This window comes from Streptomyces sp. I05A-00742, from assembly GCF_013055795.1.
GTDB lineage: Bacteria > Actinomycetota > Actinomycetes > Streptomycetales > Streptomycetaceae > Streptomyces.
The window spans coordinates 154,666-179,204 of record NZ_JABETO010000007.1 but is presented as its reverse complement, the minus strand read 5'-3'; the positions used below and the strand labels follow the sequence as shown (position 1 = coordinate 179,204).

General features: G+C 73.7%; 24 protein-coding genes. 14 read left to right on the top strand and 10 right to left on the bottom strand.

What is annotated here, in order from left to right:
- Window positions 1-9: 9 nt before the first annotated feature.
- Window positions 10-1,386: an MFS transporter gene (locus HN013_RS09860; RefSeq protein ID WP_171165210.1), complete on the bottom strand. Its 1,377-nt coding sequence runs from the start codon at window positions 1,384-1,386 to the stop codon at window positions 10-12.
- Between the two features lie 24 nt (window positions 1,387-1,410).
- Window positions 1,411-1,788, bottom strand: coding sequence for a MarR family winged helix-turn-helix transcriptional regulator (locus HN013_RS09855; protein WP_171165332.1), 378 nt, complete (start codon window positions 1,786-1,788; stop codon window positions 1,411-1,413).
- Window positions 1,789-2,146: 358 nt separating this feature from the next.
- Between HN013_RS09855 and HN013_RS09850 the strand changes: the two genes are divergently transcribed.
- Window positions 2,147-3,025: a hypothetical protein gene (locus HN013_RS09850; RefSeq protein ID WP_171165208.1), complete on the top strand. Its 879-nt coding sequence runs from the start codon at window positions 2,147-2,149 to the stop codon at window positions 3,023-3,025.
- A gap of 75 nt (window positions 3,026-3,100) precedes the next feature.
- Here the strand turns inward: HN013_RS09850 and HN013_RS09845 are convergent, their stop codons facing one another.
- Complete coding sequence (locus HN013_RS09845; RefSeq protein WP_171165206.1) at window positions 3,101-4,567, bottom strand: NCS2 family permease; 1,467 nt, start codon at window positions 4,565-4,567, stop codon at window positions 3,101-3,103.
- Window positions 4,568-4,793: 226 nt separating this feature from the next.
- On the opposite strand from HN013_RS09845, the gene HN013_RS09840 reads away from it, so the two are divergent.
- Entirely contained in the window at window positions 4,794-5,096 is a 303-nt protein-coding gene (locus tag HN013_RS09840; RefSeq protein WP_171165205.1) for a DUF2530 domain-containing protein, read from the top strand.
- A 19-nt stretch (window positions 5,097-5,115) separates the two neighbouring features.
- Complete coding sequence (locus HN013_RS09835; protein ID WP_171165203.1) at window positions 5,116-7,503, top strand: HAD-IC family P-type ATPase; 2,388 nt, start codon at window positions 5,116-5,118, stop codon at window positions 7,501-7,503.
- A 57-nt stretch (window positions 7,504-7,560) separates the two neighbouring features.
- Here the strand turns inward: HN013_RS09835 and HN013_RS09830 are convergent, their stop codons facing one another.
- The 3 genes from HN013_RS09830 to HN013_RS09820 all read right to left on the bottom strand — a co-directional run bounded on the left by HN013_RS09830 (window position 7,561) and on the right by HN013_RS09820 (window position 8,651).
- Complete coding sequence (locus HN013_RS09830; protein ID WP_171165201.1) at window positions 7,561-7,752, bottom strand: DUF1059 domain-containing protein; 192 nt, start codon at window positions 7,750-7,752, stop codon at window positions 7,561-7,563.
- A 45-nt stretch (window positions 7,753-7,797) separates the two neighbouring features.
- Complete coding sequence (locus HN013_RS09825) at window positions 7,798-8,184, bottom strand: GNAT family N-acetyltransferase (protein WP_171165330.1); 387 nt, start codon at window positions 8,182-8,184, stop codon at window positions 7,798-7,800.
- A 140-nt stretch (window positions 8,185-8,324) separates the two neighbouring features.
- A complete protein-coding gene (locus HN013_RS09820; RefSeq protein ID WP_171165199.1) occupies window positions 8,325-8,651 on the bottom strand; it encodes a rhodanese-like domain-containing protein in 327 nt (108 codons plus the stop codon).
- A 36-nt stretch (window positions 8,652-8,687) separates the two neighbouring features.
- Here HN013_RS09820 and HN013_RS09815 point away from each other — a divergent pair, with 36 nt between their 5' ends.
- Both HN013_RS09815 and HN013_RS33640 read left to right on the top strand, forming a co-directional pair.
- Window positions 8,688-9,302, top strand: coding sequence for a TetR/AcrR family transcriptional regulator (locus HN013_RS09815; RefSeq protein WP_171165197.1), 615 nt, complete (start codon window positions 8,688-8,690; stop codon window positions 9,300-9,302).
- 168 nt (window positions 9,303-9,470) lie between these two features.
- Window positions 9,471-9,602 (top strand): hypothetical protein, encoded by a 132-nt coding sequence (locus tag HN013_RS33640; RefSeq protein WP_283247531.1) that lies wholly within the window; start codon window positions 9,471-9,473, stop codon window positions 9,600-9,602.
- Between the two features lie 30 nt (window positions 9,603-9,632).
- On the opposite strand, the gene HN013_RS09810 is transcribed toward HN013_RS33640, so the two are convergent.
- Both HN013_RS09810 and HN013_RS09805 read right to left on the bottom strand, forming a co-directional pair.
- Entirely contained in the window at window positions 9,633-12,734 is a 3,102-nt protein-coding gene (locus HN013_RS09810; RefSeq protein ID WP_171165328.1) for a sacsin N-terminal ATP-binding-like domain-containing protein, read from the bottom strand.
- Window positions 12,735-13,140: 406 nt separating this feature from the next.
- On the bottom strand, window positions 13,141-14,013 hold the full coding sequence (locus HN013_RS09805) for a DUF3027 domain-containing protein (RefSeq protein ID WP_171165195.1): 873 nt from the start codon (window positions 14,011-14,013) through the stop codon (window positions 13,141-13,143).
- Between the two features lie 366 nt (window positions 14,014-14,379).
- Between HN013_RS09805 and HN013_RS09800 the strand changes: the two genes are divergently transcribed.
- The 4 genes from HN013_RS09800 to HN013_RS09785 all read left to right on the top strand — a co-directional run bounded on the left by HN013_RS09800 (window position 14,380) and on the right by HN013_RS09785 (window position 18,111).
- Complete coding sequence (locus tag HN013_RS09800) at window positions 14,380-15,816, top strand: MFS transporter (RefSeq protein WP_171165193.1); 1,437 nt, start codon at window positions 14,380-14,382, stop codon at window positions 15,814-15,816.
- A gap of 26 nt (window positions 15,817-15,842) precedes the next feature.
- Window positions 15,843-16,307, top strand: coding sequence for a DUF2771 domain-containing protein (locus HN013_RS09795; protein ID WP_171165191.1), 465 nt, complete (start codon window positions 15,843-15,845; stop codon window positions 16,305-16,307).
- Window positions 16,308-16,309: 2 nt separating this feature from the next.
- Window positions 16,310-17,170 (top strand): futalosine hydrolase, encoded by an 861-nt coding sequence (locus tag HN013_RS09790; protein ID WP_249374867.1) that lies wholly within the window; start codon window positions 16,310-16,312, stop codon window positions 17,168-17,170.
- A gap of 86 nt (window positions 17,171-17,256) precedes the next feature.
- Window positions 17,257-18,111 (top strand): 1,4-dihydroxy-6-naphthoate synthase, encoded by an 855-nt coding sequence (locus HN013_RS09785; protein ID WP_171165326.1) that lies wholly within the window; start codon window positions 17,257-17,259, stop codon window positions 18,109-18,111.
- A 26-nt stretch (window positions 18,112-18,137) separates the two neighbouring features.
- On the opposite strand, the gene HN013_RS33635 is transcribed toward HN013_RS09785, so the two are convergent.
- Window positions 18,138-18,521 (bottom strand): cold-shock protein, encoded by a 384-nt coding sequence (locus tag HN013_RS33635; protein WP_171165190.1) that lies wholly within the window; start codon window positions 18,519-18,521, stop codon window positions 18,138-18,140.
- A gap of 335 nt (window positions 18,522-18,856) precedes the next feature.
- Between HN013_RS33635 and HN013_RS09775 the strand changes: the two genes are divergently transcribed.
- Window positions 18,857-19,102, top strand: a complete 246-nt coding sequence (locus tag HN013_RS09775; RefSeq protein ID WP_171165188.1) for a hypothetical protein — start codon at window positions 18,857-18,859, stop codon at window positions 19,100-19,102.
- A gap of 39 nt (window positions 19,103-19,141) precedes the next feature.
- Here the strand turns inward: HN013_RS09775 and HN013_RS09770 are convergent, their stop codons facing one another.
- Window positions 19,142-19,807: an HAD family hydrolase gene (locus tag HN013_RS09770; RefSeq protein ID WP_171165186.1), complete on the bottom strand. Its 666-nt coding sequence runs from the start codon at window positions 19,805-19,807 to the stop codon at window positions 19,142-19,144.
- Window positions 19,808-20,403: 596 nt separating this feature from the next.
- Here HN013_RS09770 and HN013_RS09765 point away from each other — a divergent pair.
- From HN013_RS09765 to HN013_RS09750, 4 genes are read left to right on the top strand one after another with little or no spacing between them, the layout of a single operon-like run.
- On the top strand, window positions 20,404-21,483 hold the full coding sequence (locus HN013_RS09765) for an iron ABC transporter permease (protein ID WP_171165184.1): 1,080 nt from the start codon (window positions 20,404-20,406) through the stop codon (window positions 21,481-21,483).
- Complete coding sequence (locus tag HN013_RS09760; RefSeq protein ID WP_171165182.1) at window positions 21,480-22,556, top strand: iron chelate uptake ABC transporter family permease subunit; 1,077 nt, start codon at window positions 21,480-21,482, stop codon at window positions 22,554-22,556. Before HN013_RS09765 ends, HN013_RS09760 begins: the two co-directional genes overlap by 4 nt.
- Window positions 22,553-23,437, top strand: a complete 885-nt coding sequence (locus HN013_RS09755; protein ID WP_249374865.1) for an ABC transporter ATP-binding protein — start codon at window positions 22,553-22,555, stop codon at window positions 23,435-23,437. Before HN013_RS09760 ends, HN013_RS09755 begins: the two co-directional genes overlap by 4 nt.
- Before the next feature lie 34 nt (window positions 23,438-23,471).
- Entirely contained in the window at window positions 23,472-24,374 is a 903-nt protein-coding gene (locus HN013_RS09750; protein WP_171165180.1) for an aminoglycoside phosphotransferase family protein, read from the top strand.
- Window positions 24,375-24,539: the final 165 nt, after the last annotated feature.

Here is a 24,539-nt window from a genome sequence, read left to right as displayed (position 1 = left end):
CCGCGGCGGTCAGCCCGTCGTCGCCATCGCGGCCTCCGCCCGCTCCGCCGACGCCGCCCGCGGGACGAACGCCAGGTGCGGACGGCCCCGCCGCAGGCCGACCCGGAGCCGCAGCCCGGCCGCGCGGGCCAGGACCAGGCCGATGCCGGCCGCCGCGAGGACCGAGACCAGGCCGCCGGCGGCGAAGCCCACGCGGGCCCCGTAGGTGTCGGTGATCCAGCCGACGAGCGGCGCGCCGAGCGGGGTGCCGCCCATGAAGACCATCATGTAGAGACTGAGCACCCGGCCGCGCATGGCCGGTGCCACCGCCAGCTGCACGCTGGAGTTGGCGGTCACGTTGATCGTCAGGCCGAACATCCCGATCGGCACCAGGAGCGCGGCGAACATCCAGAACGTGGGCGACACGGCGGCGGCGATCTCCAGGAGCCCGAAGACGAGGGCCGCGCCGAGCATCACGCGCCGCCGCGAACTGCCGCGCCGCGCCGAGTGCAGGGCCCCGACCAGGGAGCCCGCCGCCATCAGGGTGTTGAGCAGGCCGTAGGTACCGGCCCCGGCGTGGTGGACGTCGTCGACGAACGCCGTGAGCCAGATGGGGAAGTTGTAGCCGAAGGTGCCGACGAAGCCGATGAGGATGATCGGCCAGAGCAGGTCGGGCTGTTCGCGGACGTGCCGCAGCCCTTCCCTGAGCTGGCCCTTGCCGCGCGGGGCGGTCTCGGCCTTGTGCAGCTCACCGGTGCGCATCATCAGCAGACCGGCGATGGGGGCCAGATAGGACAGCCCGTTGAAGAGGAACGCGGCGCCGCTGCCGACGGCGGTGATCAGGACACCGGCGACGGCGGGGCCGACGAGCCGCGCGGACTGGAAGTTGGCCGAGTTGAGGCTGACGGCGTTGCCCAGGTCGGCGGGGCCGACCATCTCGTGGACGAACGCCTGCCGGGCGGGGTTGTCGACGACCGTGACGAGCCCCAGGGCCAGTGCGATGAGGTAGACGTGCCAGACCTGGACGTTGCCGGAGAGGGTGAGGACCGCGAGCGCGAGGCCCGTCAGGCCGCTCGCCGTCTGGGTGACGAGGAGCAGGAGGCGCTTGGGGCACCGGTCGGCGATGACGCCGCCGTACAGCCCGAGGAGCAGCATCGGCAGGAACTGCAGGGCGGTGGTGATGCCCACCGCGGTGGAGGAGCCCGTGAGGCCGAGGACCAGCCAGTCCTGCGCTATTCGCTGCATCCAGGTGCCCGTGTTGGAGACGACCTGACCGGCGGCGAAGAGCCGGTAGTTGCGGATCCTGAGTGAGCTGAACATGCCTCCCTTACGCGGCAGGGAGGTGGTGCGTGCGTCGTCGTGGCGGTTCGGTGCGGGTGCGGAGTCTGCTCCGGGTCCCGTACTCAAGCGGGTTCGCCTCCTTTGCTCGGGCTACAAGTGCGCGAGTTTCTCCAGTACCGGTGCGGCGGCGCGCAGCGTCGCCCACTCGTCCTCGTCCAGTTGCCCGGCCAGCTCGGCCAGCCAGGCGTTGCGCTTGCGCCGGCTCTCTTCGAGCATGGCCTCGGCCTGCTCGGTCTGTGTGACCACCTTCTGCCGGCGGTCCTCGGGGTGCGGTTCCAGCCTGACCAGGCCCTTGCTCTCCAGCAGCGCCACGATGCGGGTCATCGACGGCGGCTGCACATGCTCCTTGCGGGCCAGCTCCCCCGGGGTGGCGGAACCACACCGCGCCAGGGTGCCCAGAACGGACATCTCGGCGGGGCTGAGCGATTCGTCGACCCGCTGGTGCTTGAGCCTCCGGGACAGCCGCATGACACCCGACCGCAGTGCGTTCACTGCGTCCGTGTCGGTGGTGGCGGCGGTCTCCGGGGACGTCGCTTCGGGATCGGGGACCTCGGAGGAAGAGGTGCGGGACAGGTCCGGCATGTTCATTAGATTAACTCATTATTTCACCTAAGGAAAGTGTGCACGCGGGGGCGCACGGGGGCAGGGGGACGGCCCGGGGGCGGGATCGACGGGAGGCGCGCGCCGTACGACCATCCCGTCGCCCACAGCGGTGAACGTCCGGCTCCGCCGGGCCGACGGCGTCCGGGGCATCGCACGCCACACGGCGCTCCTGCATAATCGGCCGTCCCGGAAGCGGAGTTGAGTCACGGACGCGGGAGCCTGGATGACGAGCACGGGAGGCGGCGGCGCGGGGAGCGGACCGGGCGGGCCGCCCGGCGGACCGGGAGGCGGCGGGGCCCCGCCCGACGCCGGCTGGTCCTGGCGGACGCCGGCCGCGATCACCGGGGTGATCGCTGTGGTCGCCACCGTGGCCTTCGGGGTCCCGGGGCTGTACTACGCCAGGGACTCCGCCGACAGCGGGCGGAAATCGGCGGACAGCGGCCGGCGGCAGGCCGACGTGGCGGCGGCGGAGGCCCGCCGGCTGCCCCGGCTGAAGGTGGCCCGGATCAGCGCCGGCATCAGGGGCGGGATCGAAGGCAGCACGTTCGACGGTCACAGCGAGCCCGTCAAGGCGAGCGACCTGCGCGGCCCCCACCTCGACATCACGTTCGAGAACAGGGCCAGTGGCCCGTCCCTGATCACCAAGGCCGTGGTCCGGTTCCGGGACATGGGACGGTTCCCGCCCTGCGGCGCGACGGGCGGTGAGCTCGGCAGCAGCGCCAACTACGACTTCGCCGTGCCGTGGCCGCTGCCGAGGACGCCCCACACGATGGAGAAGGACATCAGCTTCCAGGTCGAGCCGGCCGGGCTCGACCGGCTGACCCTCACCGTGGGGGTCCCCTCGAACGGGGGCGAGCCCTGGTACGGGCTGGCCGATGTCGTCTTCGAGCACGACGGCGGGAAGAAGCTGGCGGCCGGCCCCTTCGCCGTGGTGGACACGGGGGCGGACGAGAACTTCCACCCCGACGGCGACCGCTGGGTGATCAAGAAGCGCGACCGGGCGTGCCGGGCCGCCGACAGGAAGATCGTCGACCGCCTTGTCGGCACGCCCGGGGTGACCGCCTCCAGGGAACTGCTGTCCCTGCGCACGGCCCTGCGGTGAAAACCGTCGTGGGCCCCGCCCGGCCGGGCGGGGCCCACGGCCCGTTCTCTCCTCCTGCTTCACACCGAGCGCCTGCTACTTCACACCGAGCGCCTGCTCGATCGGGTCGAGCATGAAGTAGACGAGGAAGCACGCCCCCACCACGTTCAGCAGCCACGGGATCTCGCGGAAGCGGCGGTCGGCGATGCGCAGGAGGATGAAGGCGAGGACGCCGATGCCGATGCCGTTGGTGATGGAGTAGGTGAAGGGCATCGAGACGATCGTCAGGAACGCGGGGATCGCGATCGTGAAGTCGCTCCAGTCGATCTCCTTGACGTTGGCCGCCATGATCAGGAAGCCGACGACCAGCAGGGCCGGGGTCGCCGCCTGGGAGGGGACGACGGTGGCGAGCGGGGTGAAGATCAGGGCCAGCAGGAAGAGGCCGCCGGTCATGAGGTTGGCGAGGCCGGTGCGGGCGCCCTCGCCGACGCCCGCGGTGGACTCGACGAAGCAGGTGTTGGCGGAGGCCGAGCCGAGGCCGCCTGCGGCGACGGCGACGCCGTCGACCATCAGGATCTTGCCCATGTTGGGCAGCTGGCCGTTCTCGTCGGTGAGGCCGGCCTCCTCGCCGACGCCGATGATCGTGCCCATCGCGTCGAAGAAGCCGGACAGCAGCACGGTGAAGACGAACAGACAGCCGGTGAGCAGGCCCACTTCATGGAAGCCGCCGAAGAGGCTGATGTCGCCGACGAGGCCGAAGTCGGGGGCGCCGACGATGCTGTCGGGGACGCTGGGGACGCTGAGGCCCCAGTTGGCGTCCGGGATCTCGGCCAGCTCGTTGATCAGGATCGCCACGAAGGTCATCACGACGATGCCGATGAGGATCGCCCCGGGCGCCTTGCGGACGAGCAGGATGAAGGTCAGCACCAGCCCGACGGCGAAGATCAGGACGGGCCAGCCGTGCAGCTGGCCGCCCTGGCCGAGACCCATGGGGACGGTGGTGTGGGCGGCGTCCGGGTTGCGGGTGACGAAGCCGGAGTCGACCAGGCCGATCAGCGAGATGAAGAGGCCGATGCCGATGGCGATGGCGCGCCGCAGGCCGTTCGGGATGGCGTCCATGACGCGCTGCCGCAGACCGGAGGCGACGAGCAGCATCAGGACCAGACCGGCCAGGACCACCATGCCCATCGCGTCCGGCCAGCTCATCTTGGGGGCCAGCTGGAGCGAGACGACGGCGTTGATGCCGAGGCCGGCGGCGCAGGCGATGGGGACGTTGCCGATGGCGCCCATGAGGACGGTGCTGAGACCGGCCATCAGGGCGGTGGCCGTGACCAGTTGGGCGTTGTCCAGCTGATGCCCGAACTTGTCCTGGCCGGCCCCGAGGATGATCGGGTTCAGCACGATGATGTACGCCATCGCAAAGAAGGTGGCGAGTCCGCCACGCACCTCACGGGCGATGGACGAGCCCCGCTCGGTGATCCGGAACCAGCGGTCGAGCGGGTTGCCGGACGGCGGCGGGGAGGGCTGCTGGGCGTCGACCGGTGCGGTGGCCGAGGAGGGCATGCGGGACCTCAGACGGACGGGAGGGGGGCCGAGGCCCACGGGACGGTCACTGGGGATGTTTCGCTTTGAATTTCCGCTTTGGATGTTTCTACAGAAGAATCCGATCAGATCGGATGCGTTTCAGTATGAATAAACAAGCCACGAATTGCTATCTCCGCGCGTAGACCCCTATAAGGCCAGGGATCCGGCCAAGATCGGTCCGTCCGGACGGACTAGGCTGGCGGCCATGACGAAGTGGACACCCAGGCACGAGGCGCCGGAGCCCCTGGAGGGCAATGTCGTCGCCACCATCACCGGCGGCACGATCGTGTGGTTCGTCCTCTTCCTCGTCCAGCTCCCCTTCTACGGCCGGCTCTCCGACGGCGGCCACCTGTGGTGGCTGTGGACCTGTCTGACCGGCGGCGGCCTCGGTCTCGTCGGCGTCTGGTACGTCCGCCGGCGCGACGCCGCGATCAAGCGGCACGCGGCGGCCCGGGAGGCCGGGCGGAACCCGTCCGAAAGCGTTCCTTCGGAAGGTGAAACGGGCTGAACGCCCGTACCGTCGGAGCATGAGCGATCCGGCGCAGACGGCACGCGAGGCTCCCGCCCGGTCGTCCCGGCACCCCGGGCTGACCGCAGGGGAGGTCGCGGAACGCGTGGCCCGGGGCGAGGTCAACGACGTCCCGGTGCGCTCCTCGCGATCCGTGACGGAGATCGTCCGGGCCAACGTCCTCACCCGCTTCAACGCCATCATCGGCGTGCTCTTCCTGATCATCCTGGTCGTCGGCCCGATCCAGGACGGCCTCTTCGGCTTCGTCATCGTCGCCAACACCGCGATCGGCATCCTCCAGGAGCTGCGGGCCAAGAAGACCCTCGACTCGCTGGCCGTCATCGGCGAGGCCAAACCCACCGTCCGGCGCGACGGCGAGTCCGTCGCCCTCGGCACCGGCGAGATCGTCCTCGGTGACGTCATCGAGCTCGGCCCCGGCGACAAGTGCGTCGTCGACGGCGAGGTCCTGGAGACCGACGGGCTGGAGATCGACGAGTCGCTGCTCACCGGCGAGGCCGACCCGGTGCTGAAGAAGACCGGCGACCAGGTGATGTCGGGCTCGTTCGTGGTCGCGGGCGGCGGCGCGTTCACCGCCACCAAGGTGGGCCGCGAGGCGTACGCCGCGCAGCTCGCCGAGGAGGCGTCCCGCTTCACGCTCGTCCACTCCGAACTGCGCACCGGCATCAGCCGGATCCTGAAGTATGTGACATGGATGATGATCCCGACGGCCATCGGGCTGATCATCAGCCAGCTCGTGGTGCAGGAGCACGACTGGCGGGAGGCGGTACGGCGGATGGTCGCCGGGATCGTCCCCATGGTCCCCGAGGGCCTGGTGCTGCTGACCTCCGTCGCCTTCGCGATCGGCGTCATCCGGCTCGGCAACAAGCAGTGCCTGGTGCAGGAGCTGCCCGCGATCGAGGGGCTGGCCCGCGTCGACGTCGTCTGCCTCGACAAGACCGGCACGCTCACCGAGGGCGGCATGGACGTCTCGGACCTGCGCCTGCTCGCCGACACCGAGGAGGCGTACGTCCGCCAGGTGCTCGGCGCCCTCGGCGAGTCCGACCCGCGCCCCAACGCCAGCCTCCAGGCGATCGCCGACGCCTACCCGGACGGCGAGGGCTGGCGCTGCACCGGGTCGCTGCCCTTCTCCTCTGCCCGCAAGTACAGCGGCGCCGCCCTCGACGGACCCGGCGGCGACAGCGGCACCTGGCTGCTCGGCGCGCCCGACGTGCTCCTCCGGGAGGGCGACCGGGCGCTCGCCGAGGTCGAGGAGCTGAACGCCCAGGGCCTGCGGGTGCTCCTGCTCGCCCGCTCCGACCGGGAGCTGGACGACCCGCAGGTCGCCAACGGCGTCCGGCCGACCGCGCTCGTCGTCCTGGAACAGCGGCTGCGCCCCGACGCGGGCGACACCCTGCGTTATTTCGCGGAACAGAAGGTCGCCGCGAAGGTCATCTCCGGCGACAACGCGGTCTCCGTCGGCGCGGTCGCCGCCAAGCTCGGACTGCCCCGCGCCGAGTCCCCGGTCGACGCGCGCAAGCTCCCCGCGGAGCGCGAGGACATGGGGAAGGTCCTCGACGAGGGGTCGGTTTTCGGCCGCGTCAGCCCGCAGCAGAAGCGGGACATGGTCGGGGCGCTCCAGTCGCGCGGGCACACCGTGGCGATGACCGGCGACGGCGTCAACGACGTGCTGGCGCTCAAGGACGCGGACATCGGCGTCGCCATGGGCGCCGGCTCCGAGGCGACCCGGGCCGTCGCCCAGATCGTGCTGCTGAACAACAGCTTCGCCTCGCTGCCCTCGGTGGTCGCCGAGGGGCGCCGGGTCATCGGCAACATCACGCGGGTGGCGACGCTGTTCCTGACGAAGACCGTCTACTCGGTGCTGCTGGCCGTCCTCGTCGTCTGCACCCGTGTGCCGTACCCCTTCCTGCCGCGCCATCTGACGCTGCTGTCCACGCTGACGATCGGCGTGCCCGCCTTCTTCCTGGCTCTGGCGCCCAACAAGGAGCGCGCGAAGCCCAACTTCGTCCGGCGCGTGATGCGGTACTCGGTCCCGGCCGGACTGATCGCGGGCGCGGCCACGTTCGCCACGTACCTGCTGGCCCGGCACCACTACTCGGGCGCGGGCGCCCTGGACGCGGAGACCAGCGCGGCGACGCTGACGCTCTTCCTGATCTCGATGTGGGTGCTGGCGATCATCGCCCGGCCCTATACGTGGTGGCGGATCCTGCTGGTCGCCGCCATGGGCGTGGCCTTCCTGGTCGTCCTGGGCGTGCCGTGGCTCCAGCGGTTCTTCGCGCTGAAGCTGGTGGGGACGACGCTGCCCTGGGCCGCGGTGGGTATCGCGGCCGCGTCGGCGCTGGTGCTGGAGATCGCCTGGCGGTGGGTGGGGCGGAAGTTCCCCGCATGACTCCGGACGGAGCTTCTTTGCATGGGAGGCATTCCGCCGCCCCTGACGCCTCAGCGGTCACGCGGGCGTCTTCTCGTCCTCCAGGAACTCCTTGATCTGTTCGCGCAGCTCCGGTGTGTCCTCGTGCCGGTGCACGGAGACGGCGTGCTGGGTCGCGGCGCGCAGCACCTCGTCCTCCTCACCGGCGATGGTGAGCGAGCAGTGCGACTCGCTGGGGACCCTGCGGCAGTCGGCTACTTTCCTGGTCATGTCGGCCTCCCGAACGTCGTCGGTCCTGATGCCGCACCTTCCAGCCTAGGACGCGGGCCGGGGCTCCGGGGAGCGCACCCACTCCCGGCGCCCGCTACCGGCGGGCACGCCACTCCCCGGCCGGGCCGCCCGGCCCTCCCTGTCGTGGCGGGCGCCGTCGTACGGCCGGTACCCGCGCCGCACGCCCTCCATCGTCATGCCGAGCCGCTCGGCCATGGCGGAGCTCCGCTTGTTGTCGGCGCGGCAGTTCCACTCGGCGCGGTGCGGCCCGCGGGTGGTGAACGCCCGGTCCGGCAGGGCGCCGCAGACCTTGGTGACCAGGCCGTGCCTCTCGCCGGCCGGCTCCGGCCGGCACCCGATCTCGCACACCCCCAGGGCGGCGTCGAAGTCCACGAACATCACCCCGCCGACCGGCGTCCCGTCGAGCCGGATGCCGAAGAGCCGGGCGCCGTCCGCCGCCTGGCGCTCGGCGTACGACCACTACCTGACGGCGCTCGCCCCCGCCGCCGCGGGGGCGTGACGCCGGCGGGGCCGGGGGCGGGGCCGCCCCGAACCGGCCCCGGCCCCGGCGGTCAGGCGGACTCGACGGGAAGGCCGGCCTCCACCCAGTCCTGGATCCCCTCGCGGTACTTGCGGACATTGGTGTACCCGAGCGCGGTCAGCCGCTCGGCGACCTGACTGCTGTTGGGGCACCCGGGGTTGGAGCAGTAGGTGACGATCGCGGCGTCGCGGTCGGGCAGCAGGCCCGACGCCTTGGAGTCGACCTCCGCGAGGGTCAGCGCCAGCGCGCCCGGCAGGTGCTGCTGGGCGTGGTACTCGCCGCCCAGGGCGTCGACGACGGTCACGGAGCCCGCGTCGATCGCTGCCTTGAGCTCGTCACGCGTGATGAGTGCGGTCATGTCACTTCCTCCAAAGACGGACTATAGTCCGGTTACGTGACTCCAGACGCTAACGGACCACAGTCCGCTTCCGCAAGGCTCCTTGAGCTCCGCGTCGGCCCACCGCCCAAGGAGCGCGCCGACGCGGCGCGCAACCGCGCCGCCGTCCTGGACGCCGCGGCCCGCCTCTTCGCCGAACACGGCGTGGACGCCGTGTCGATGGACCAGGTGGCGACGGCGGCCGGGGTCGGCAAGGGCACCCTGTTCCGCCGCTTCGGCGACAAGTCCGGACTGGCCGCGGCGCTCCTCGACGCCCGTGAGCGCGATCTCCAGGAGGCGATCCTGTACGGCCCGCCGCCCCTGGGCCCCGGCGCCGCGGCGGACGAACGGATCCGGGCGTTCGTCGAGGCGTACCTCGACTACCTGCTGGAACACCTGGACCTCGTCCGGATGTCGGAGACGGCGTCCCCCGGCGCCCGCTATCGGATCGGCTCCTACCGCTTCTGGCACCGCCACCTGGCGATCCTGCTCGACAGCGCGCCCGACCCCGACCACACCGCGCACGCCCTGCTCGCCGCGCTGTCCGCCGAGCACATCACCGCGCTCCTGCCCGAACTCGGCGAGCGGCGGCTCCGCGCCGGCCTCGTCCGCCTAGCGGAGGCCGCGCGGTGACGCCGCGGGCCCCCTCGTGATCGCCTCCGACGGCGAAGCCGAGCCCGGTGTCAAAAAGTTGCGGCGGCTGGAGCCAGCGGGACCCGAACCCAGCACCTACCACCTGGTGACCGGGCTGGACCAGGTGTGCTCCGCTGTCTCCTCGGTCACGTCCGGCACAAAGCTCTGGTGCCACTGCTACGCCGTCACGCGTACGGCCACCAATGGACGTACGCCCGCGTGTCCGGCACGAGCACCGCGGGCTGGATGTCCAACGACAACCTCACCCGGCAGAACGGGCCGTCGACCCCCTGCAAGTGACCGCCCGGCGGGAGCGGCGGGACCGGCCGGTCAGTCGAACCACCGGTCCCGCGCCAGCTCCGCCGTGCGCGACGGGTCCTCCAGCAGCGCCGCCGCCTCGAAGCGGCGGGCCCAGTGCCCGGCGGCCCAGGCGAGACCGGCCGCCACACCCTCCAGCGTCGTGGCGTGGAGGACCCCGTCCGGCCCCAGACGCCAGTCCAACTCGACGCCGTCGACGGCCAGTTCCTCGTGCTCGACATAGGTCGTCGGCGCCTCGGGCAGCAGGACGCGGACGCCGTCCGGGACCTCGCGGAGCTCTCCGGCGCTCGCCTCCACCACCGCGGGCACGGCCTCGCTCAGCCGTCGCACCTGCAAAAGGTCGGCCAGCTCCGCGGCCCGGTCCGGGCGGACGGGGAGCAGCGCGCGGCCGGCGGCCAGCGGGAGCAGGTCGGGGGCGTCGGCGACCAGGGCGTCGGCCGCGTCCACCACGCGGACCTCGCCGTCGACGACGGCCCGCAGCTCGTCGGGGAGGGTCACGTCCTCGGGGTCGAGCCCGGCCAGCATGCCGTAGAGGGCGTGCAGCCGGTCGGCGCGCACCGGGCGGTCCGGGTCGGCGAGGCGGGCCAGCAGCTCGGCGGGGCCGCCCGGTTCGTCCAGCAGGGCCGCGGCGGTCGTCCGGACGCCCAGGGCGCGCAGCACCTGCTCGTCGGCGAACCCGGTCGCGTCCGCCTCCTCGTAGAGGCCGTCCAGCAGCGGGTCCCCGCCGGCGGCGCGCAGGCCCGCGGGGCGGCGGCCGTCGAGGACGGGGTGGCCGCGCAGCCACCACGCGGTGTACGGGCGGACGCTCTCCGTCGTGCCGTCCGGCAGCAGGACGCGCACGGGGGCGGTCAGCGCGTCGCGCAGCGGCGGCCGGGCGAGCATCGCGAGGGCCTGCGGCCAGGCGTCGTCGTCGACGAGGTCCAGGTCGCGGACGGCGGTGAGCTCGGTGGCCACCGGGGGGACGGGCGTGTCGGGGAACCGGTCGAGGACGTCCTCGCACCACACGTCCACCGCGTCCAGCAGCCCGGCGTCGTCCGGCTCGGCGAAGTCGCCGTCGCGCGGCTCCAGTTCGTCGGGGTCGAGGACGACGTCCGTGGCGCGGACGAGGGCGAAGGTCGCCAGGACGCCGACGGCGGTCAGCGGCTGCTCGCCCCAGCGCCCGGCCAGGGCGGCGTCGCACGCGGCGAGCTCGCCGGGGCGGATCACACGCTCGAACGGGCTGCCGGGGAGGACGAGTTCGCCCGCCGGGGCGAGTTCGCCGTCCTCGTCGGGGAGGGCGAGCGCGGCGAGCCACGGCTCGTCGCCGGGGGCGAGGTTCGCGTCGCGGACCAGGGCCAGGACGGTGTCGGCGAGCTCGTCGGGGTCGAGGACGTCCTCGTCCCACGCCTCCGCCGCGTCGAGCGAGTGCGCCACCGCCGCCCGCACCTGAGGGGTCGTCAGCACCGCGCGGGGCGAGGACGAGGTGGCGCCGAGCTTCTCCAGCAGCGGGTGGGCGGCGTCCGGGTGGACGATGCGCAGACCGAGCCGGGACAGCCGCTCCGCGCCGGCCGCCGCCTCCGGGTCGGCGGCGGGCAGCAGGACCTGGCGGGGGCCGACCGCGGTGCGGTTGCCGTCGGCGAGCGGGACGGGAAGGCCGGTCAGCCGGTCCGGGTCCACCCCGGCGAGGCTGTCGTACAGCCGCCACCACCACTCCGGCGTCCGCTCCACGCCCGCGAGCCGGTCGATCGTCTCCCCCAGCGACACCCGGGACACCCCGAGCGCCCGCAGCTCCTGGCGGCGTTCGAGACCCGCGGGGAGCAGGCTGCGGAACAGCTCGCCGAGCACGGCGACGGTGTCCGCGCCCGCGCCCTCCACGATCTCCGCCTCGGACGGCCGCAGCGCGTACGCCTCCTCGCCCTCCGGGGCGGGGGCCGCGCTCGGCAGGAACGCCACCCGCGGCAGCCGCTCCAGCACCAGGCTGCGCAGCTCCGCGTCGAGCGGGCTCTGCGCCAGCGGCGACGGGACGAGGTCGAGGGTGCCGGCCGAGACGGGGTGCCAGTCGCGCAGCAGCGCGGCGTACGCCTCCGCGGCGCGGCCGGTGAGGAAGTCGGTGAGCGGGCCCGGGGCGGTGTGCCGGCGCGTCGGGTCCATCGGGAACGTGGCGATCAGCAGGGCGGGCAGGCCCAGCGGTTCGTCCGTGGGGGTCGGCGCGTGCAGCACCGGCGCGGTACGGGGGCGGGCCGGCGCGCCGTCCGCTCCCACCGGGACCGCCCAGGTCAGCGACCAGTTCGGGCGCAGCCGCTCCTCCACCGGGCGGTCGGCCAGCAGCGCCGCGTCCAGCCGGCCCGCGGCCCGCTCCACCCGCCAGCGGGTGGCCGCGCCCGCGCTGTCCTCGATGACGACGTGCCCTGCCTCCTGACGGGCGGTCAGCGTGCGGGGCTCCGCGCCCGGCAGCTCGACGACCACCTCCCGCAGTCCCGGCAGGGCCAGCAGCAGGGCGTCGTCGACCCCCGCCAGCAGCCGCTCGGCCAGGTCCTGCGCGGCGCCGTCGCGCAGCGGCAGCACGACCACCGTGTCGTAGCCCTCCGGCGCCGCCCCCTCGGCGGGCAGCGGCAGCCTGAGCAGCGGTACATGGCCGTCGCGGCGCCGGATCTCCTCGCCCAGCGCCGGTGTTCCCGCCGCCGTCTCCTCCGCCAGGCCGCGCGCCTCCGTCAACGACCAGCGCACACCGCCCGTACGGCCGACCACCGCCGGCTCGTCGCTCACCGCCAGGACCGCCGCGAAGCCCACGCCGAAGCGGCCCGTCGCGCCCTCCTCCTCGCGCTTCGCCGACGCCCGCAGCGTCGACAGCGACTCCACGCCCGCCGCGTCCAGCGGCGCCCCCGTGTTCGCCGCCGCCAGTACCGCCGGGCCGTCCTCCCGCGCCGCGTGCAGCGTCAGCCTGAGGCGGCCCGGGACACCCGACCGGGCGGCCGCGTCCGCCGCGTTCTGGGCCAGTTCGACGACGAGGCGGTCGCGGTAGCCGCCCAGCGCGAGGTCCTCCTCCGCGTTGGCGTCCTCCCGGAAGCGGGCCGGCGACGCGGTCCAGGCGTCGAGTACGCCGCGGCGGAGGCGGGCGGTTCCGAACGGATCCATCGCTGTGCCGCTCACGTTGTGTTCGTCTCCCTCGTCGCGGTGCGTGCGCTTCGCCGGCGCGAAGCATTGCCCAGGAGTGAACGTACCGTGTTGGCGCCCCGGGCCCGCCCTTTCACCGTTTCTGCGGGGAGGGCCCCACGCCCCCTGAAACCGCGCTCCGCGCGGTTGTCCTCAAACGCCGGACGGGCTGGATGGCGTGCCGCTGCCCCGCGCCCCCGAGCCGCGCTGCGCGCGGCGTCCTCAAGCGCCGGACGGGCTGGTTGTCGCGCCCGGGCGCACGATTCAGCCCGTCCGGCGTTTGAGGACTGGGGGTACCCCCTCTGGGGGAGCGCGCAGCGCGCTTCTGGGGGTGCGGGGGCGCAGCCCCTGCAAGAAACGGTGAAAGGGCGGGCCCGGGGCTACCCCCCTACGCGTGCCCCAGGTCCTCGTCCTCGCCCCCCAGCGGCAGCAAATCAACCACCGTCTCATCAATCACCGGCTCCGCCGGCCGCGGAGGCTTAGGCATCACAGCAGCCTCGGAATGCCCCCCGCACCCATACGACAGCGAGACGACATGCCCATCCGCAGGCCCGAACTCATTGCCGCAAATACCGAACGCCTGCCCGAGCGAGCCCCCGATGGGAATCAGGAAGCCACAGCTGACACAGGAAGCAGGAGCGGCCTGAGCCATCGGTGTCTTCGCACCGTGGGACTCGTCCCAGCGGTCGGCGGCGATGTGCAGGCCGTAGCGGGAGAGCACACGGGCGCGCCGCATGCCGAGCTCCTCGGCGACCGAGGTGAGAGTGCCGCGTGCGGGGGCGGTGGGCTGGGCGGAGGGCGGACCGGGGGCGACGTCGGCGTCCTCGGCGTCGGCGAGCTCGGTCAGCTCCTCGGAGACGGCGGAGTTCGGCGGGGGCTCCTCCGCACCGGTCCAGCCGGGCTCCAGCCGCAGATCGTCCGCCTCGGTGGGCAGCAGATCGCCGGGGCCCATGTCGCCGGGGCGGAGCCGCTCGCTCCAGGGCACCCATTCGGGGGCGAGGAGCGCGTCGGAGCCGGGCAGCAGAACCGTCTCGTCGAGCGTGACGTTCTTGGCGCGGGAGGCGCGGGCGACGGTGACGGCCCAGCGCCAGCCGCGGTAGCCGGGGTCGAGGCAGCGGAAGTAGTGCGTGACGACGCGGTCCCCGTCGGCGACGGCCTCGACGTGGTCACCGACCTGCCCGGGGAACGCGGCCTCCTCGGCCGCCGCACGGGCCAGTTCGACCGCCTCGGCGCACAGGCGGTCCGGGGTACGGCTTCGCATCGCAGCACTCACAAGAATCGATTCTCTCTTCCACGCCGTCTCACGAGTGCGCCAGCCGAACGGCCGGGCCGGCGGACGGAGCGGACCGGAGGACCGCGTCGACGTCCGCGCCCGATCGGCCTCGGGCGCACCTGGTCATGTCCATTCTGCGGGATCGAGACTCGGCGCGCGGCCAAGAACGACCGCTGGTGGCGCGTGGGGCACGCTACCTCGGGTGACCGCCCGGGGGATACCCGGGTTTCGGCGAGCTCCCCGGGTCACTCCGGTACGCCCCCGCGCGGCGCAGCGGACCGCGGTGCCCGCACCTCCTGAAAGCGACCGTGCCGGGAGTGCCGTACTCCGCTCCGGGTGGGGCAGTATGGCGTGGTGGGAGCCATCCGGTCAGCAAATGGCGGTCCGCTCCGCCGCGGCGGCCGGAGCGTCGGCCGCGCCCTGCGCGCGCCCGTCACGTTCGCCGCGCGGGGCATTCGCAAGGCGACGAACGCGCACGGGGCGGGCGAGTCGGGCCTCGCCAAACTGATCGAGCTGCACGCGGTGCACTCCGCGGGCGACATGCTCGTCACCATCGCGCTGGCCTCCACGGTCTTCTTCTCCGTCCCCACCGACCAGGCCCGCGGCCGGGTGGCGCTGTACCTGGCGATCACCATGGCCCCGTTCGCCCTGCTGGCCCCGGTGATCGGCCCGCTGCTCGACCGCCTCCCGCACGGCCGCCGCGCCGCGATGGCCGCGGCCATGCTGACCCGGGTGGTGCTGGCCCTGACCATGACCGGCGCGGTGGCGACCGGCGGCCTGGAGCTCTACCCCGCGGCCCTCGGCGTCCTGGTGGCGTCGAAGGCGTACGGGGTGGTGCGGTCGGCGGTCGTACCCCGGCTGCTGCCACCACGGATCTCCCTCGTGAAGGCGAATTCCCGGGTGACGCTGGGAGGCCTGCTGGCCACAGGACTGGCGGCCCCGCTCGGCGCGGGGCTGCACCAGCTGGGGCCCGCCTGGCCGCTGTACGGCGCGTGCGTCGTCTTCCTGCTCGGCGCCTATCTGTCGATGTCGCTGCCGCACGCGGTCGACTCGGCGAAGGGCGAGGCGCGCGCCCGCCTGACCTCGTCGGAACACCGCCCCCACCGCACCCCGCTGCCGCACCTGCCCCGGCTCCACAGGACGTCCCGCCCCGGGAGCGCGAAACGGCGCGAGCGGCGCGAGCGGCGGGCCAGGCCCGGCCTGCGCACCGTCGGCCGGTCGGTGCTGCACGCCCTCCAGGCGAACAGCGCGCTGCGCATGCTCTCCGGCTTCCTCACCTTCTTCCTGGCGTTCCTGCTGCGCGTCCATCCGCTGAACGGGCTGAGCCCGGCGTTCTCCCTCGGCATGGTCGCCGTCGCCGCCGGCGCGGGGAACGCCCTGGGCACCGCGATCGGCGCGCTGCTGCGCTCGCGCGGCCCGGAGAAGACCATCGCACTGGTTCTGACCGCCGCCCTGGCCACCACGGTCGTCTCGGCGGCGCTCTACACCGCGTTCTTCATCGTGCTCGTCGCGGCGGTCGCGGGGATCTCCCAGGCGCTGGGCAAGCAGTCGCTGGACTCGCTGATCCAGCGGGACGTCCCGGAGGCGGTCCGGACGTCCGCGTTCGCCCGTTCGGAGACCCTGCTCCAGATGTCGTGGGTGGCCGGCGGCGCCATCGGCATCCTGCTGCCGCTCAACGGCGTCCTCGGGATGGCGGTCGCCGCCGCCTTCCTCGCGCTGGGCGTGGCGACAGCCGTACGGGGCCTGCTGACGGCCGCCCGGCGCGGCTCGCCGCACCCGCGCGTCGCCTGATTGACGTGGCCAGATAGCCTGCCCGCATGACCGCTGCGTTTTTCCGGGGCAGACGCCGCCGCGCCGCTGCCGCCACCGGTGCCGTGACCTTCGCTCTCGTCGCCCTCTCCGCCTGCGACAAGCCGACTCCGCTGACGACCGTCACCGTCGGCACGTCGGAGGTGCACTCCCAGGCCGCCTGCTACGACGGCAAGGCGGGCATCGACGAGAAGGACTTCGGCGACTGCCTCCAGGGCGACGGCAAGACCATCAAGGCGACCGTCGACGACAACATTCACTTCGGCGTCGACCCGAAGATCGCCAAGAAGGGCTGGACGATCGTCGTCGGCAGCCAACGCGGCCTGGGCAAGAGCACGAAGACGTACCGCACCGTCCCGGCCGGCACGATCCTCCAGGCCTCCCGCACGGGCGAGGTCAAGGTCAGCATCGTCATGTTCGGCGACGGCAAGACGTACGGCGTCTGGAACTACACGCTGAAGGACAACAGCTGACGATGCGTGTCCTCGTCGTCACCGCCGTCGCCGCCGAGCGCGCGGCAGTGACGGCCGCCGGGCCCGGCGGTCCGGCGGAGACCGCGCTGCCCGGCGGCGCGGTGCTGCACCGGACGGCGGCGGCAACGGCCCCGGGCACCACCGTGACGTACGACGTGCTGGCGGCCGGGGTGGGCCCCGCCGCGGCGGCGGCCGGCACGGCCACGGCCCTGACGGCGGCGGCGCTCGCCGGCGCCCCGTACGACCTGGCGGTCTCGGCGGGGATCGGCGGCGGCTTCGCGCCCGGGGCGCCGGTCGGCGGTCTCGTCGTCGCCACCCGCATCGTCGCCGCCGACCTGGGCGCCGCCACCGCGGACGGCTTCCTGCCCGTTACCGAGCTGGGCTTCGGCGTGGACGCGCACGTCGTCGACGACGCCCTCGTCCACGCGGTCGGCGCGGCGACGGGCGCGCTGCCCGGTGATGTGCTGACCGTGTCCACCGTGACCGGAACCGCGGCCCGCGCCGCGGAGCTGACGGCCCGGCACCCGCACGCCCTGGCGGAGGCCATGGAGGGCTTCGGCGTCGCCGAGGCCGCCGCGGCCCACGGCGTCCCGGTGCTGGAACTGCGAGCGGTCTCCAACGCCGTCGGCCCGCGCGACCGGGCGGCCTGGCGCATCGGGGACGCGCTGGCCGCGCTGACGGAGGCGTTCGGGGCGCTGGGGGCGGGGCTGGCCGGGGGTGTTCCGGCCACGGCCCGTGACGCCGCCGCCGCGCCTCGGGCCGCGGCATCTCCGGTCGTCGCACCTCCGGTCGCGGCACCTCGGGTCGCGGCATCGCCGGCCGGGGCGGGCCGGGCATCCGAATCCACCGAGGAAGGCCGATGAAGCCGATGAAGCCGACGGAGTCCCAGGAATCGACGGGGTCCCAGGAATCGACGGGGTCCCAGGAGCCGACGGAATCCACGGAGTCCATGGGCCGGCCGATCCGCATCGCCTACTCCCCCTGCCCCAACGACACCTTCGTCTTCGACGCGTGGGCCCACGGCCGCGTCCCCGGCGCCCCGCCCCTGGACGTGACGTTCGCGGACATCGACGTCACCAACGGCATGGCCGAGCGCGGCGAGCTCGACGTGCTCAAGGTGTCCTACGCCGTGCTGCCCTGGGTGCTGGAGGACTACGCGCTGCTGCCCTGCGGCGGCGCGCTGGGACGCGGCTGCGGGCCGCTGGTCCTCACCGCCGGCGGGCTGACGGACCCGGCGGCCCTGGCCGGGCGGACCGTCGCGGTGCCGAGCGAGCGTTCGACCGCGTACCTGCTGTTCCGGCTCTGGGCGGCGGCGGAGGTGCCGGGCGGCGTCGGCGAGGTCGTCGTCCTGCCGTTCGACGAGATCATGCCGGCGGTCCGCGACGGCAGGGTGGACGCGGGCCTGGTCATCCACGAGGCCCGGTTCACGTATCAGAACTACGGTCTCCACCGCCTCGCCGACATGGGCGAGCACTGGGAGAACACCACCGGACTCCCCATCCCGCTGGGCGCGATCGTCGCCAAGCGGTCGCTGGGCGCGGAGACCCTGCGGCTGCTGGCCGAGTCGGCCCGGACGTCCGTCCGCATGGCCTGGGACGACCCGGAGGCCTCCCGGCCGTACGTGCGGGAACACGCCCAGGAGATGGACCCGGCCGTCACCGACCAGCACATCGGGCTGTACGTCAACGAGTTCACCGCGCAGCTCGGGGAGAGCGGCTACGCGGCGGTCCGCGGCCTGCTGACCCGCGCCGCGGCCGAAGGGCTCGTACCGCCCCTCGGCCCCGACGCGCTCAGGTTCCCCTGAAGCGGACCCTCCGGTATCGCGGGCGGTCAGACGTCGAGCTGGTCGGCCACCACGCGCAGCATGCTCGCGATCTTGGAACCCTGCGCCTTGTCGGGGTAACGGCCCCGCTCCAGCTGCTGGGTGACGTTCTCCAGAAGGGTCGTCAGGTCCTGGACGATCGAGGCCAGCTCGTCCGGCTTGCGGCGCTGCGCGGCCGCGACCGAGGGGGTGGGGTCCAGGAGCGTCACGGTGAGCGCCTGGTCACCGCGCTGTCCGGCGACCACGCCGAACTCCACGCGCTGACCGGGCTTGAGGGCGTCGACCCCGTCCGGGAGCACCGAGGAGTGCACGAAGACGTCTCCGCCGTCGTCGCGGGAGAGAAAGCCGAAGCCCTTCTCGCTGTTGAACCATTTGACCTTGCCGGTAGGCACGTCTGTCCTCGTCCTCGTACTCGTCGGAAATCGGAAAACTGTCGCAAAAGCGAAAGTTATCGAAAACGGTCGAACTTCTGAAAGCAAGTAAAAAACAGCTCTGGATAGCACTACAGCGGGTCGCAAGACCCGCTACCCCAAGGCTAATGGTCCCGGGCCCGGTGACAAGACGTCCTCAGGTCGTACCTCTGCGCGTCCGGGCGCGCGTCGGGGGCGCGTCCGGTGGAGCCCTCTCCCCGCCCCGCCGTCGGGCGGCCCTTTCGCGCCGTTCCTGGTCACAGCCCTGCCGGGCAGCCGGGGGCACGTGCCCGCCACAAGGCAACTACCCTGCTCGGGTGAGCAACGAAACGCCCCGGGCCGGGGATCTGCTGGTGCGCGCTGGCGCGATCGTCTTCCTGGTGGGCGCCGTGGCCACGATGGCCACCGTCGCCCCACTGTTCCTCGGCGCGGATCCGCTGCCGTCGGCCGCCTACTTCGTGTGCATGCTCATGGGCGTCGGCTTCGTGATCGCCGCGGCCGGTGTCCTCCGCACGGCGGCCGACCAGCGGCGGCGCGCGCGGGAGGCGTCGTCCGGGGTGTGAGCGGGAGCCGCCGGGACTGATCGTCGCCTCCCGGGTCGCTCACGCGGAGGCCGCCGCCTCCTCGTCCGCCCGGGCCCGGTGCGCCCGCAGCCACCGGGGGAAGTCCTCCAGCCCGGCCAGGACTACGTCCGCCCCGGCCGCGCGCAGTTCGTCGGCGGGGCAGGGGCCGGTGGCCACGGCGACGGAGAGCGCGCCCGCGGCGTGCGCCCCGCGGACGTCGCCGGTGTGGTCGCCCACGTAGATGCCCGCGCCGTGGTCGCGCAGGGCGACCGCCTTCTGCTCGGCCCACAGGTCGCCGATCAGCGCGTCCGGCTCCAGGGCCAGGTGGTCGAGGTGGAGCCGGGCGTTGCCGCCGTGCTTGGCGGTGACGACGATCGACCGGCCGCCCAGTTCCCGCACGACGGCGAGCGCCTCGCGGGCGCCGGGCATGGGGAGCGACCCGGTGATGGCGAGGTCCTGGTAGAGCTCGCGGTAGCGGTCGGCCACCCGGGGCACGTCCTCCTCCGGGAACCATTCGCGCAGCTCCTGGACGAGCGGCGGGCCCAGCCGGCCGACCGCGAGCTCCGCGTCGATGGGCACGCCCGTCTCGGCGGCCAGGGCCTCGTAGGTCACCCGGATCCCCGGCCGGGAGTCGATCAGGGTCATGTCCAGGTCGAAGCCGACGGTGAAGGGGGCCGGCGCGGCGGCACGGGGCTGCGTGGTCATGCGGCTCATTCTGCCGAGGCGGTGTGGTGGGGGCGGGTGCCGGGGGGCGGGTGCCGGGGGGCGGGCCCGGTGGTTGTTCCCCGCGGTTGTTCCTCGCGGCTGTGCGGGCGGGCGGCCCGGTGGGGGCTTGGAGTCGGCGGGAGCTTGGGCGGGTGAGGGCTTGGGCAGGTGAGAGCTTGAGCCGGTGAGAGCTTGCGGCTGGTGGGGGGCGCGGCCACGGGTGCCTGTGCCTGGCGGGCGCCTGCGGCCGTGAGCACTTGAGCCCGGCGGGCATCTGTGGCCGTGAACGCTTGAGCCCGGCGAGCGCCCGCGGCCGCGGGCACTTGCGGCCAGGGGGTGCGCGCCGGAGTGCACGCTTCGGGGCCACGCCCCTCCTCGGCGCCCCGGACCCCGCCGTAGACTTAGCCGAACCTAACTCGGGCCTTTCGGTCAGAGCGGCCGGCCGTATCGGGTCCGCGCGTGCCCGCACGCCGCGGTCCCGCAAGGATCGCGTCACGTCCCGTACGGGCGCCCCCGCGGCTGCCCGTGCCGTCGGTCCGTCCGTCCGTCGCCCGAGAGACCCGTCCGCCACCCGAGAGAGCCGCCGGAACCGCGCCGTGGAAGCCATACCCGCCACCGACCCGGTCGGTCCTCCCCCATCTCCCCCACCTCCCCCTCCAGGCCTCACCGGCTCACCGGCGCCCAGCACGCGCCGCCGTGCCGGCTGGACGGCCGCGGTCGTCGCGGCGCTGCTGGCCGCCGTGGTGCTCAGCCTCGCCGTGGGCAGCCGGACGATCCCGCCGGACCGCGTCCTCGACGCCCTGCTGCACGGCGGGGACGACGCCACCGCCGGTGTCGTCCGCTCGCTGCGGCTGCCGCGGACGCTCATCGGCCTCATGACCGGAGCCGCCCTCGCGATGGCCGGGGTGGTCATGCAGGGCGTCACCCGCAACCCCATCGCCGATCCGGGCATCCTCGGCGTCAGCCAGGGCGCCTCGCTCGGCGTCGTCCTCGCCATCGCCGCCGCCGGGGTGCACACCCTGGCCGGGCAGGTGTGGTTCGCGTTCGCGGGGGCCGCGGTGGCGTCCGTCGCCGTGTACGCCATCGCCTCGCGCGGCCGCGGCGGCGCGTCGCCCGTCAAGCTCGCGCTGGCCGGGGCCGCGATCAACGCGCTGCTGGTCTCGGTGATCTCGGGCATCCTCACCACCCGGGCGTCCGCCCTGGAGGAGTTCCGGTTCTGGCAGATCGGCTCGCTGGCCGGCCGGGACCAGGAGATCGCGGGCCAGATGTGGCCGTTCCTGCTGCTGGGCACGGTGCTCGTGTTCTCCGTGGCCCGGGGGCTCGACGCGCTCGCGCTCGGCGAGGACCTGGCCCGCGGCCTCGGCCGCAACGTCGCGGCCGTACGGATCCTCGCCGGCGCCGGTGCCACCGTGCTCACCGGCGTCGGGGTCGCCGCCGCAGGACCCATCGCCTTCGTCGGCCTGGCCGTGCCGCACATCGCCCGTGCGCTCGTCGGCGGCGACCACCGCAGGCTGCTGCCGATGGCCGCCCTCCTCGGTCCGGTCGTCCTGCTCCTCTCCGACGTCGTCGGCCGGGTGATCTACGCGGACAGCGAGGTCCCGGCGGGCGTGATGACCGCCCTCATCGGCCTCCCGTTCCTCGTCGCGCTCGCCCGCCGCAGGACGGTGGCCGCGTGAACCCGTCACAGCCCGCCCCCGCTCCGTCCAAGGCGCGTCCCGCCGGCTACGCCGTCGTCCGCGCCGCCCGGGGCTCGTTCCTCCTGCACGGCCGCAGCGCGGTCGTCGCCCTGTGCCTGGGCGCGGCCCTGGCCGTCGTCTGCCTGGCCTACCTGTGCGTGGGCGACCAGTTCGTCGCGCCGGGCGCGGTCCTCGACGTGCTCCTCGGCCGGCCCTCCCCCGACGAACTGGTCGTCGGCACCTTCCGGCTGCCGCGAATGACGGTGGGACTGCTGATCGGAGCCTCCTTCGGCATCGCGGGCGCGCTCATCCAGACCGTGGCGCGCAATCCGCTCGCCAGCCCCGACATCATCGGCGTGTCCCAGGGCGCGGGGGCGCTGACGGTCGGCGCGATGACGTTCGGCGTCACCTCGTACGCCGCGCTGCCGTACGTCTCCATGGCGGGCGGCCTCCTCGCCGCCGCCCTCGTCTACCTCTTCGCCTGGCGCGGCGGCCTGCACGCGGGCCGCTTCGTCCTCATCGGCATCGGCTTCGCGATCGCCCTGCGCGCCATCACCCAACTCTTCCTGACCAAGGGCGACTACCTGGTCGCCCAGCAGGCCAAGGTGTGGATGACCGGCTCCCTCAACGGCGCCGGCTGGAACGCCGCGGCCCCGGTCGCCTGGACCCTGCTGCTGCTCGCCGTCCCCCTGTGCTGGGCGGCGCGGGCCCAGCGCACGGTCGCGATGGACGACGACACCGCCACCGCCCTGGGCGTCCGGCTCAACCGGGTGCGTGCCGGCCTCGTCCTCCTCGGCGTCGTCCTCGCCTCCGTCGCCACGGGCGCGGCGGGCCCGGTGGACTTCGTGGCCCTCCTCGCCCCGCAGATCGCCCGGCGCACGACACGCACCGCCCAGATCCCGCTCGTCTGCTCGGCCCTGACGGGCGCGCTGATCGTCGTCCTCGCGGACCTGCTGGCCCGCAAGCTCTTCGAGCCGACACAGCTCCCGGTGGGCGTCCTCACGGCCGCCGTCGGCGCGCCGTACCTCATCCGGCTCATCATCCGCGGGCGTACGGGAGGGAAAGCGGCATGACCGACAGCACGACGGAGAGCAGGACCGACAGCACGACGGGTAGCACCGCCGACGCCACCGCCGGAAACACAACCGGCAGCAGACTGCGGGCCCGGGACCTGACGCTCGCCTACGAGGACCGCGTCGTCGTGGACGGTCTCCGCCTCGACGTCCCCGACGGCGAGGTGACCGTCGTCATCGGCCCGAACGCCTGCGGCAAGTCGACCCTGCTGCGGGCCCTGGGGCGGCTGTTGAGGCCGGCAGCGGGTGCTGTCCTCCTCGACGGCGAGGAGTTGGGCCGCATCCCGACGCGCACCCTCGCCACCCGGCTGGGCCTGCTCCCGCAGACCCCCGTCGCGCCCGAGGCGATCACTGTCGCCGACCTCGTCGCCCGTGGCAGGCAGCCGCATCAGCGCTGGTGGCAGCAGTGGTCAGAGGCGGACGAACGGGCGGTCGCCGAGGCGATGGAGCGGACGGACGTCACGGCACTGGCCGCGCGCCCGGTCGACGAACTCTCCGGCGGGCAGCGGCAGCGCGTCTGGATCGCCATGGCCCTCGCCCAGGAGACGGACCTGCTCCTGCTCGACGAGCCGACGACCTACCTCGACATCGCCCACCAGGTCGAGGTCCTCGACCTGGTCCGCCGTCTCAACGTGGAGCGCGGCCGGACCGTCGTGGCCGTCCTTCACGACCTCAACCAGGCCGCACGGTACGCCGATCACCTCGTGGCCATGAAGGAGGGCCGCGTGGTCGCCCAGGGACGGCCCGGCGAGGTGGTGACGGCGGAGCTCGTCCGTGACGTCTTCGGCCTGGAGGCGGTGGTCGTGCCCGATCCGGTGACCGGCGGCCCGCTCGTCGTCCCGGGCGCCCCGGCGGTGACGGCCGGGCCGAAAAGCGTTTGACGCCCGCCGGCGACCGGCGGTCGGATGACTGCTCATGAGCAGCACAGGGCAGACGCGTCCGGGCCCGCACACCGTCGACGAAGACCTCGTACGACGGCTGGTCGCCGGGCAGTTCCCGCAGTGGGCGGACCTGGCGGTGAAGCGGTTCCCGTCCGACGGCACGGTCAACGCCATGTTCCGGCTGGGCGACGACCTGGCCGTACGGCTGCCGCTGGTGAAGGGCGGCGCCGAGGACGTGGCGATGGAGCAGGAGTGGCTGCCGCGTCTCGCGGCCCGACTGCCCACCGCCGTACCCGAGGTGCTCGGGGCCGGGGTGCCCGCCGAGGGGTATCCGTGGCCGTGGTCGGTCCACCGGTGGCTGGCGGGCGGGAACCCGCGGGAGGGGGCGCTGGACGAACCCCTGCTGCTGGCCGGGGACTTGGCCGCCTTCGTGGCGGCGATGCGCAGCATCACCCTCCCGGACGCGCCGCGGGCCCACCGCGGCGGACCGGTCGCCTCGCTCGACGCGGAGACCCGGTCGGCGATCGAGGAACTGCGCGGGATCCCGGAGGAGGGCGTCGACTGCGACGCCGTGACCGCCGTGTGGGAGGACGCGCTGCGCGCCCCCGGCGGGGACGGGCCGCCGGTGTGGCTCCACGCCGACCTGATGCCGGGCAACCTGCTGGTGGACGGCGGCAGGCTGACCGCCGTGATCGACTTCGGGTGCATGGGAGTGGGCGATCCGGCCTGCGACCTGTTCCCTGCGTGGAACCTGCTCCCGCCCGACGCCAGGGAGGTCTTCCGCGAAGCCCTCGGCGTGGACGACGCCACCTGGCGGCGCGGCCGGGGGCGGACGCTCTCACAGGCGCTGATCGCGCTGCCGTACTACCGGAGGACGAACCCGGCGATGGCACGCAACGCCCGGCATGTGATCCGGGCGGTGCTGGGAGAGGACTGACGCGCCCCTTCCCGCTCCCGGCGTCACCGCCCGGCACAGCCGCCGCCAGTACGCCACGGTGACCGCCCCGAGCAGCGGCCCCCAGTGGATCAGGGGCACGTGACGGACGTAGGACGCGAAGGCTTCCCAACTCCCTTGGTTCCCCGGGTGGTCGTCGGCGAGCCG

Excerpts from the sequence above, each read along its gene's own strand:
- HN013_RS09855 (WP_171165332.1), bottom strand. The coding sequence starts at position 1,788 with ATGCGGCTGTCCCGGAGGCTCAAGCACCAGCGGGTCGACGAATCGCTC.
- HN013_RS09850 (WP_171165208.1), top strand. The coding sequence starts at position 2,147 with ATGACGAGCACGGGAGGCGGCGGCGCGGGGAGCGGACCGGGCGGGCCG.
- HN013_RS09845 (WP_171165206.1), bottom strand. The coding sequence starts at position 4,567 with ATGCCCTCCTCGGCCACCGCACCGGTCGACGCCCAGCAGCCCTCCCCG.
- HN013_RS09840 (WP_171165205.1), top strand. The coding sequence starts at position 4,794 with ATGACGAAGTGGACACCCAGGCACGAGGCGCCGGAGCCCCTGGAGGGC.
- HN013_RS09835 (WP_171165203.1), top strand. The coding sequence starts at position 5,116 with ATGAGCGATCCGGCGCAGACGGCACGCGAGGCTCCCGCCCGGTCGTCC.
- HN013_RS09830 (WP_171165201.1), bottom strand. The coding sequence starts at position 7,752 with ATGACCAGGAAAGTAGCCGACTGCCGCAGGGTCCCCAGCGAGTCGCAC.
- HN013_RS09820 (WP_171165199.1), bottom strand. The coding sequence starts at position 8,651 with ATGACCGCACTCATCACGCGTGACGAGCTCAAGGCAGCGATCGACGCG.
- HN013_RS09810 (WP_171165328.1), bottom strand. The coding sequence starts at position 12,734 with ATGGATCCGTTCGGAACCGCCCGCCTCCGCCGCGGCGTACTCGACGCC.
- HN013_RS09805 (WP_171165195.1), bottom strand. The coding sequence starts at position 14,013 with ATGCGAAGCCGTACCCCGGACCGCCTGTGCGCCGAGGCGGTCGAACTG.
- HN013_RS09795 (WP_171165191.1), top strand. The coding sequence starts at position 15,843 with ATGACCGCTGCGTTTTTCCGGGGCAGACGCCGCCGCGCCGCTGCCGCC.
- HN013_RS09790 (WP_249374867.1), top strand. The coding sequence starts at position 16,310 with ATGCGTGTCCTCGTCGTCACCGCCGTCGCCGCCGAGCGCGCGGCAGTG.
- HN013_RS09785 (WP_171165326.1), top strand. The coding sequence starts at position 17,257 with ATGGGCCGGCCGATCCGCATCGCCTACTCCCCCTGCCCCAACGACACC.
- HN013_RS09770 (WP_171165186.1), bottom strand. The coding sequence starts at position 19,807 with ATGACCACGCAGCCCCGTGCCGCCGCGCCGGCCCCCTTCACCGTCGGC.
- HN013_RS09755 (WP_249374865.1), top strand. The coding sequence starts at position 22,553 with ATGACCGACAGCACGACGGAGAGCAGGACCGACAGCACGACGGGTAGC.
- HN013_RS09750 (WP_171165180.1), top strand. The coding sequence starts at position 23,472 with ATGAGCAGCACAGGGCAGACGCGTCCGGGCCCGCACACCGTCGACGAA.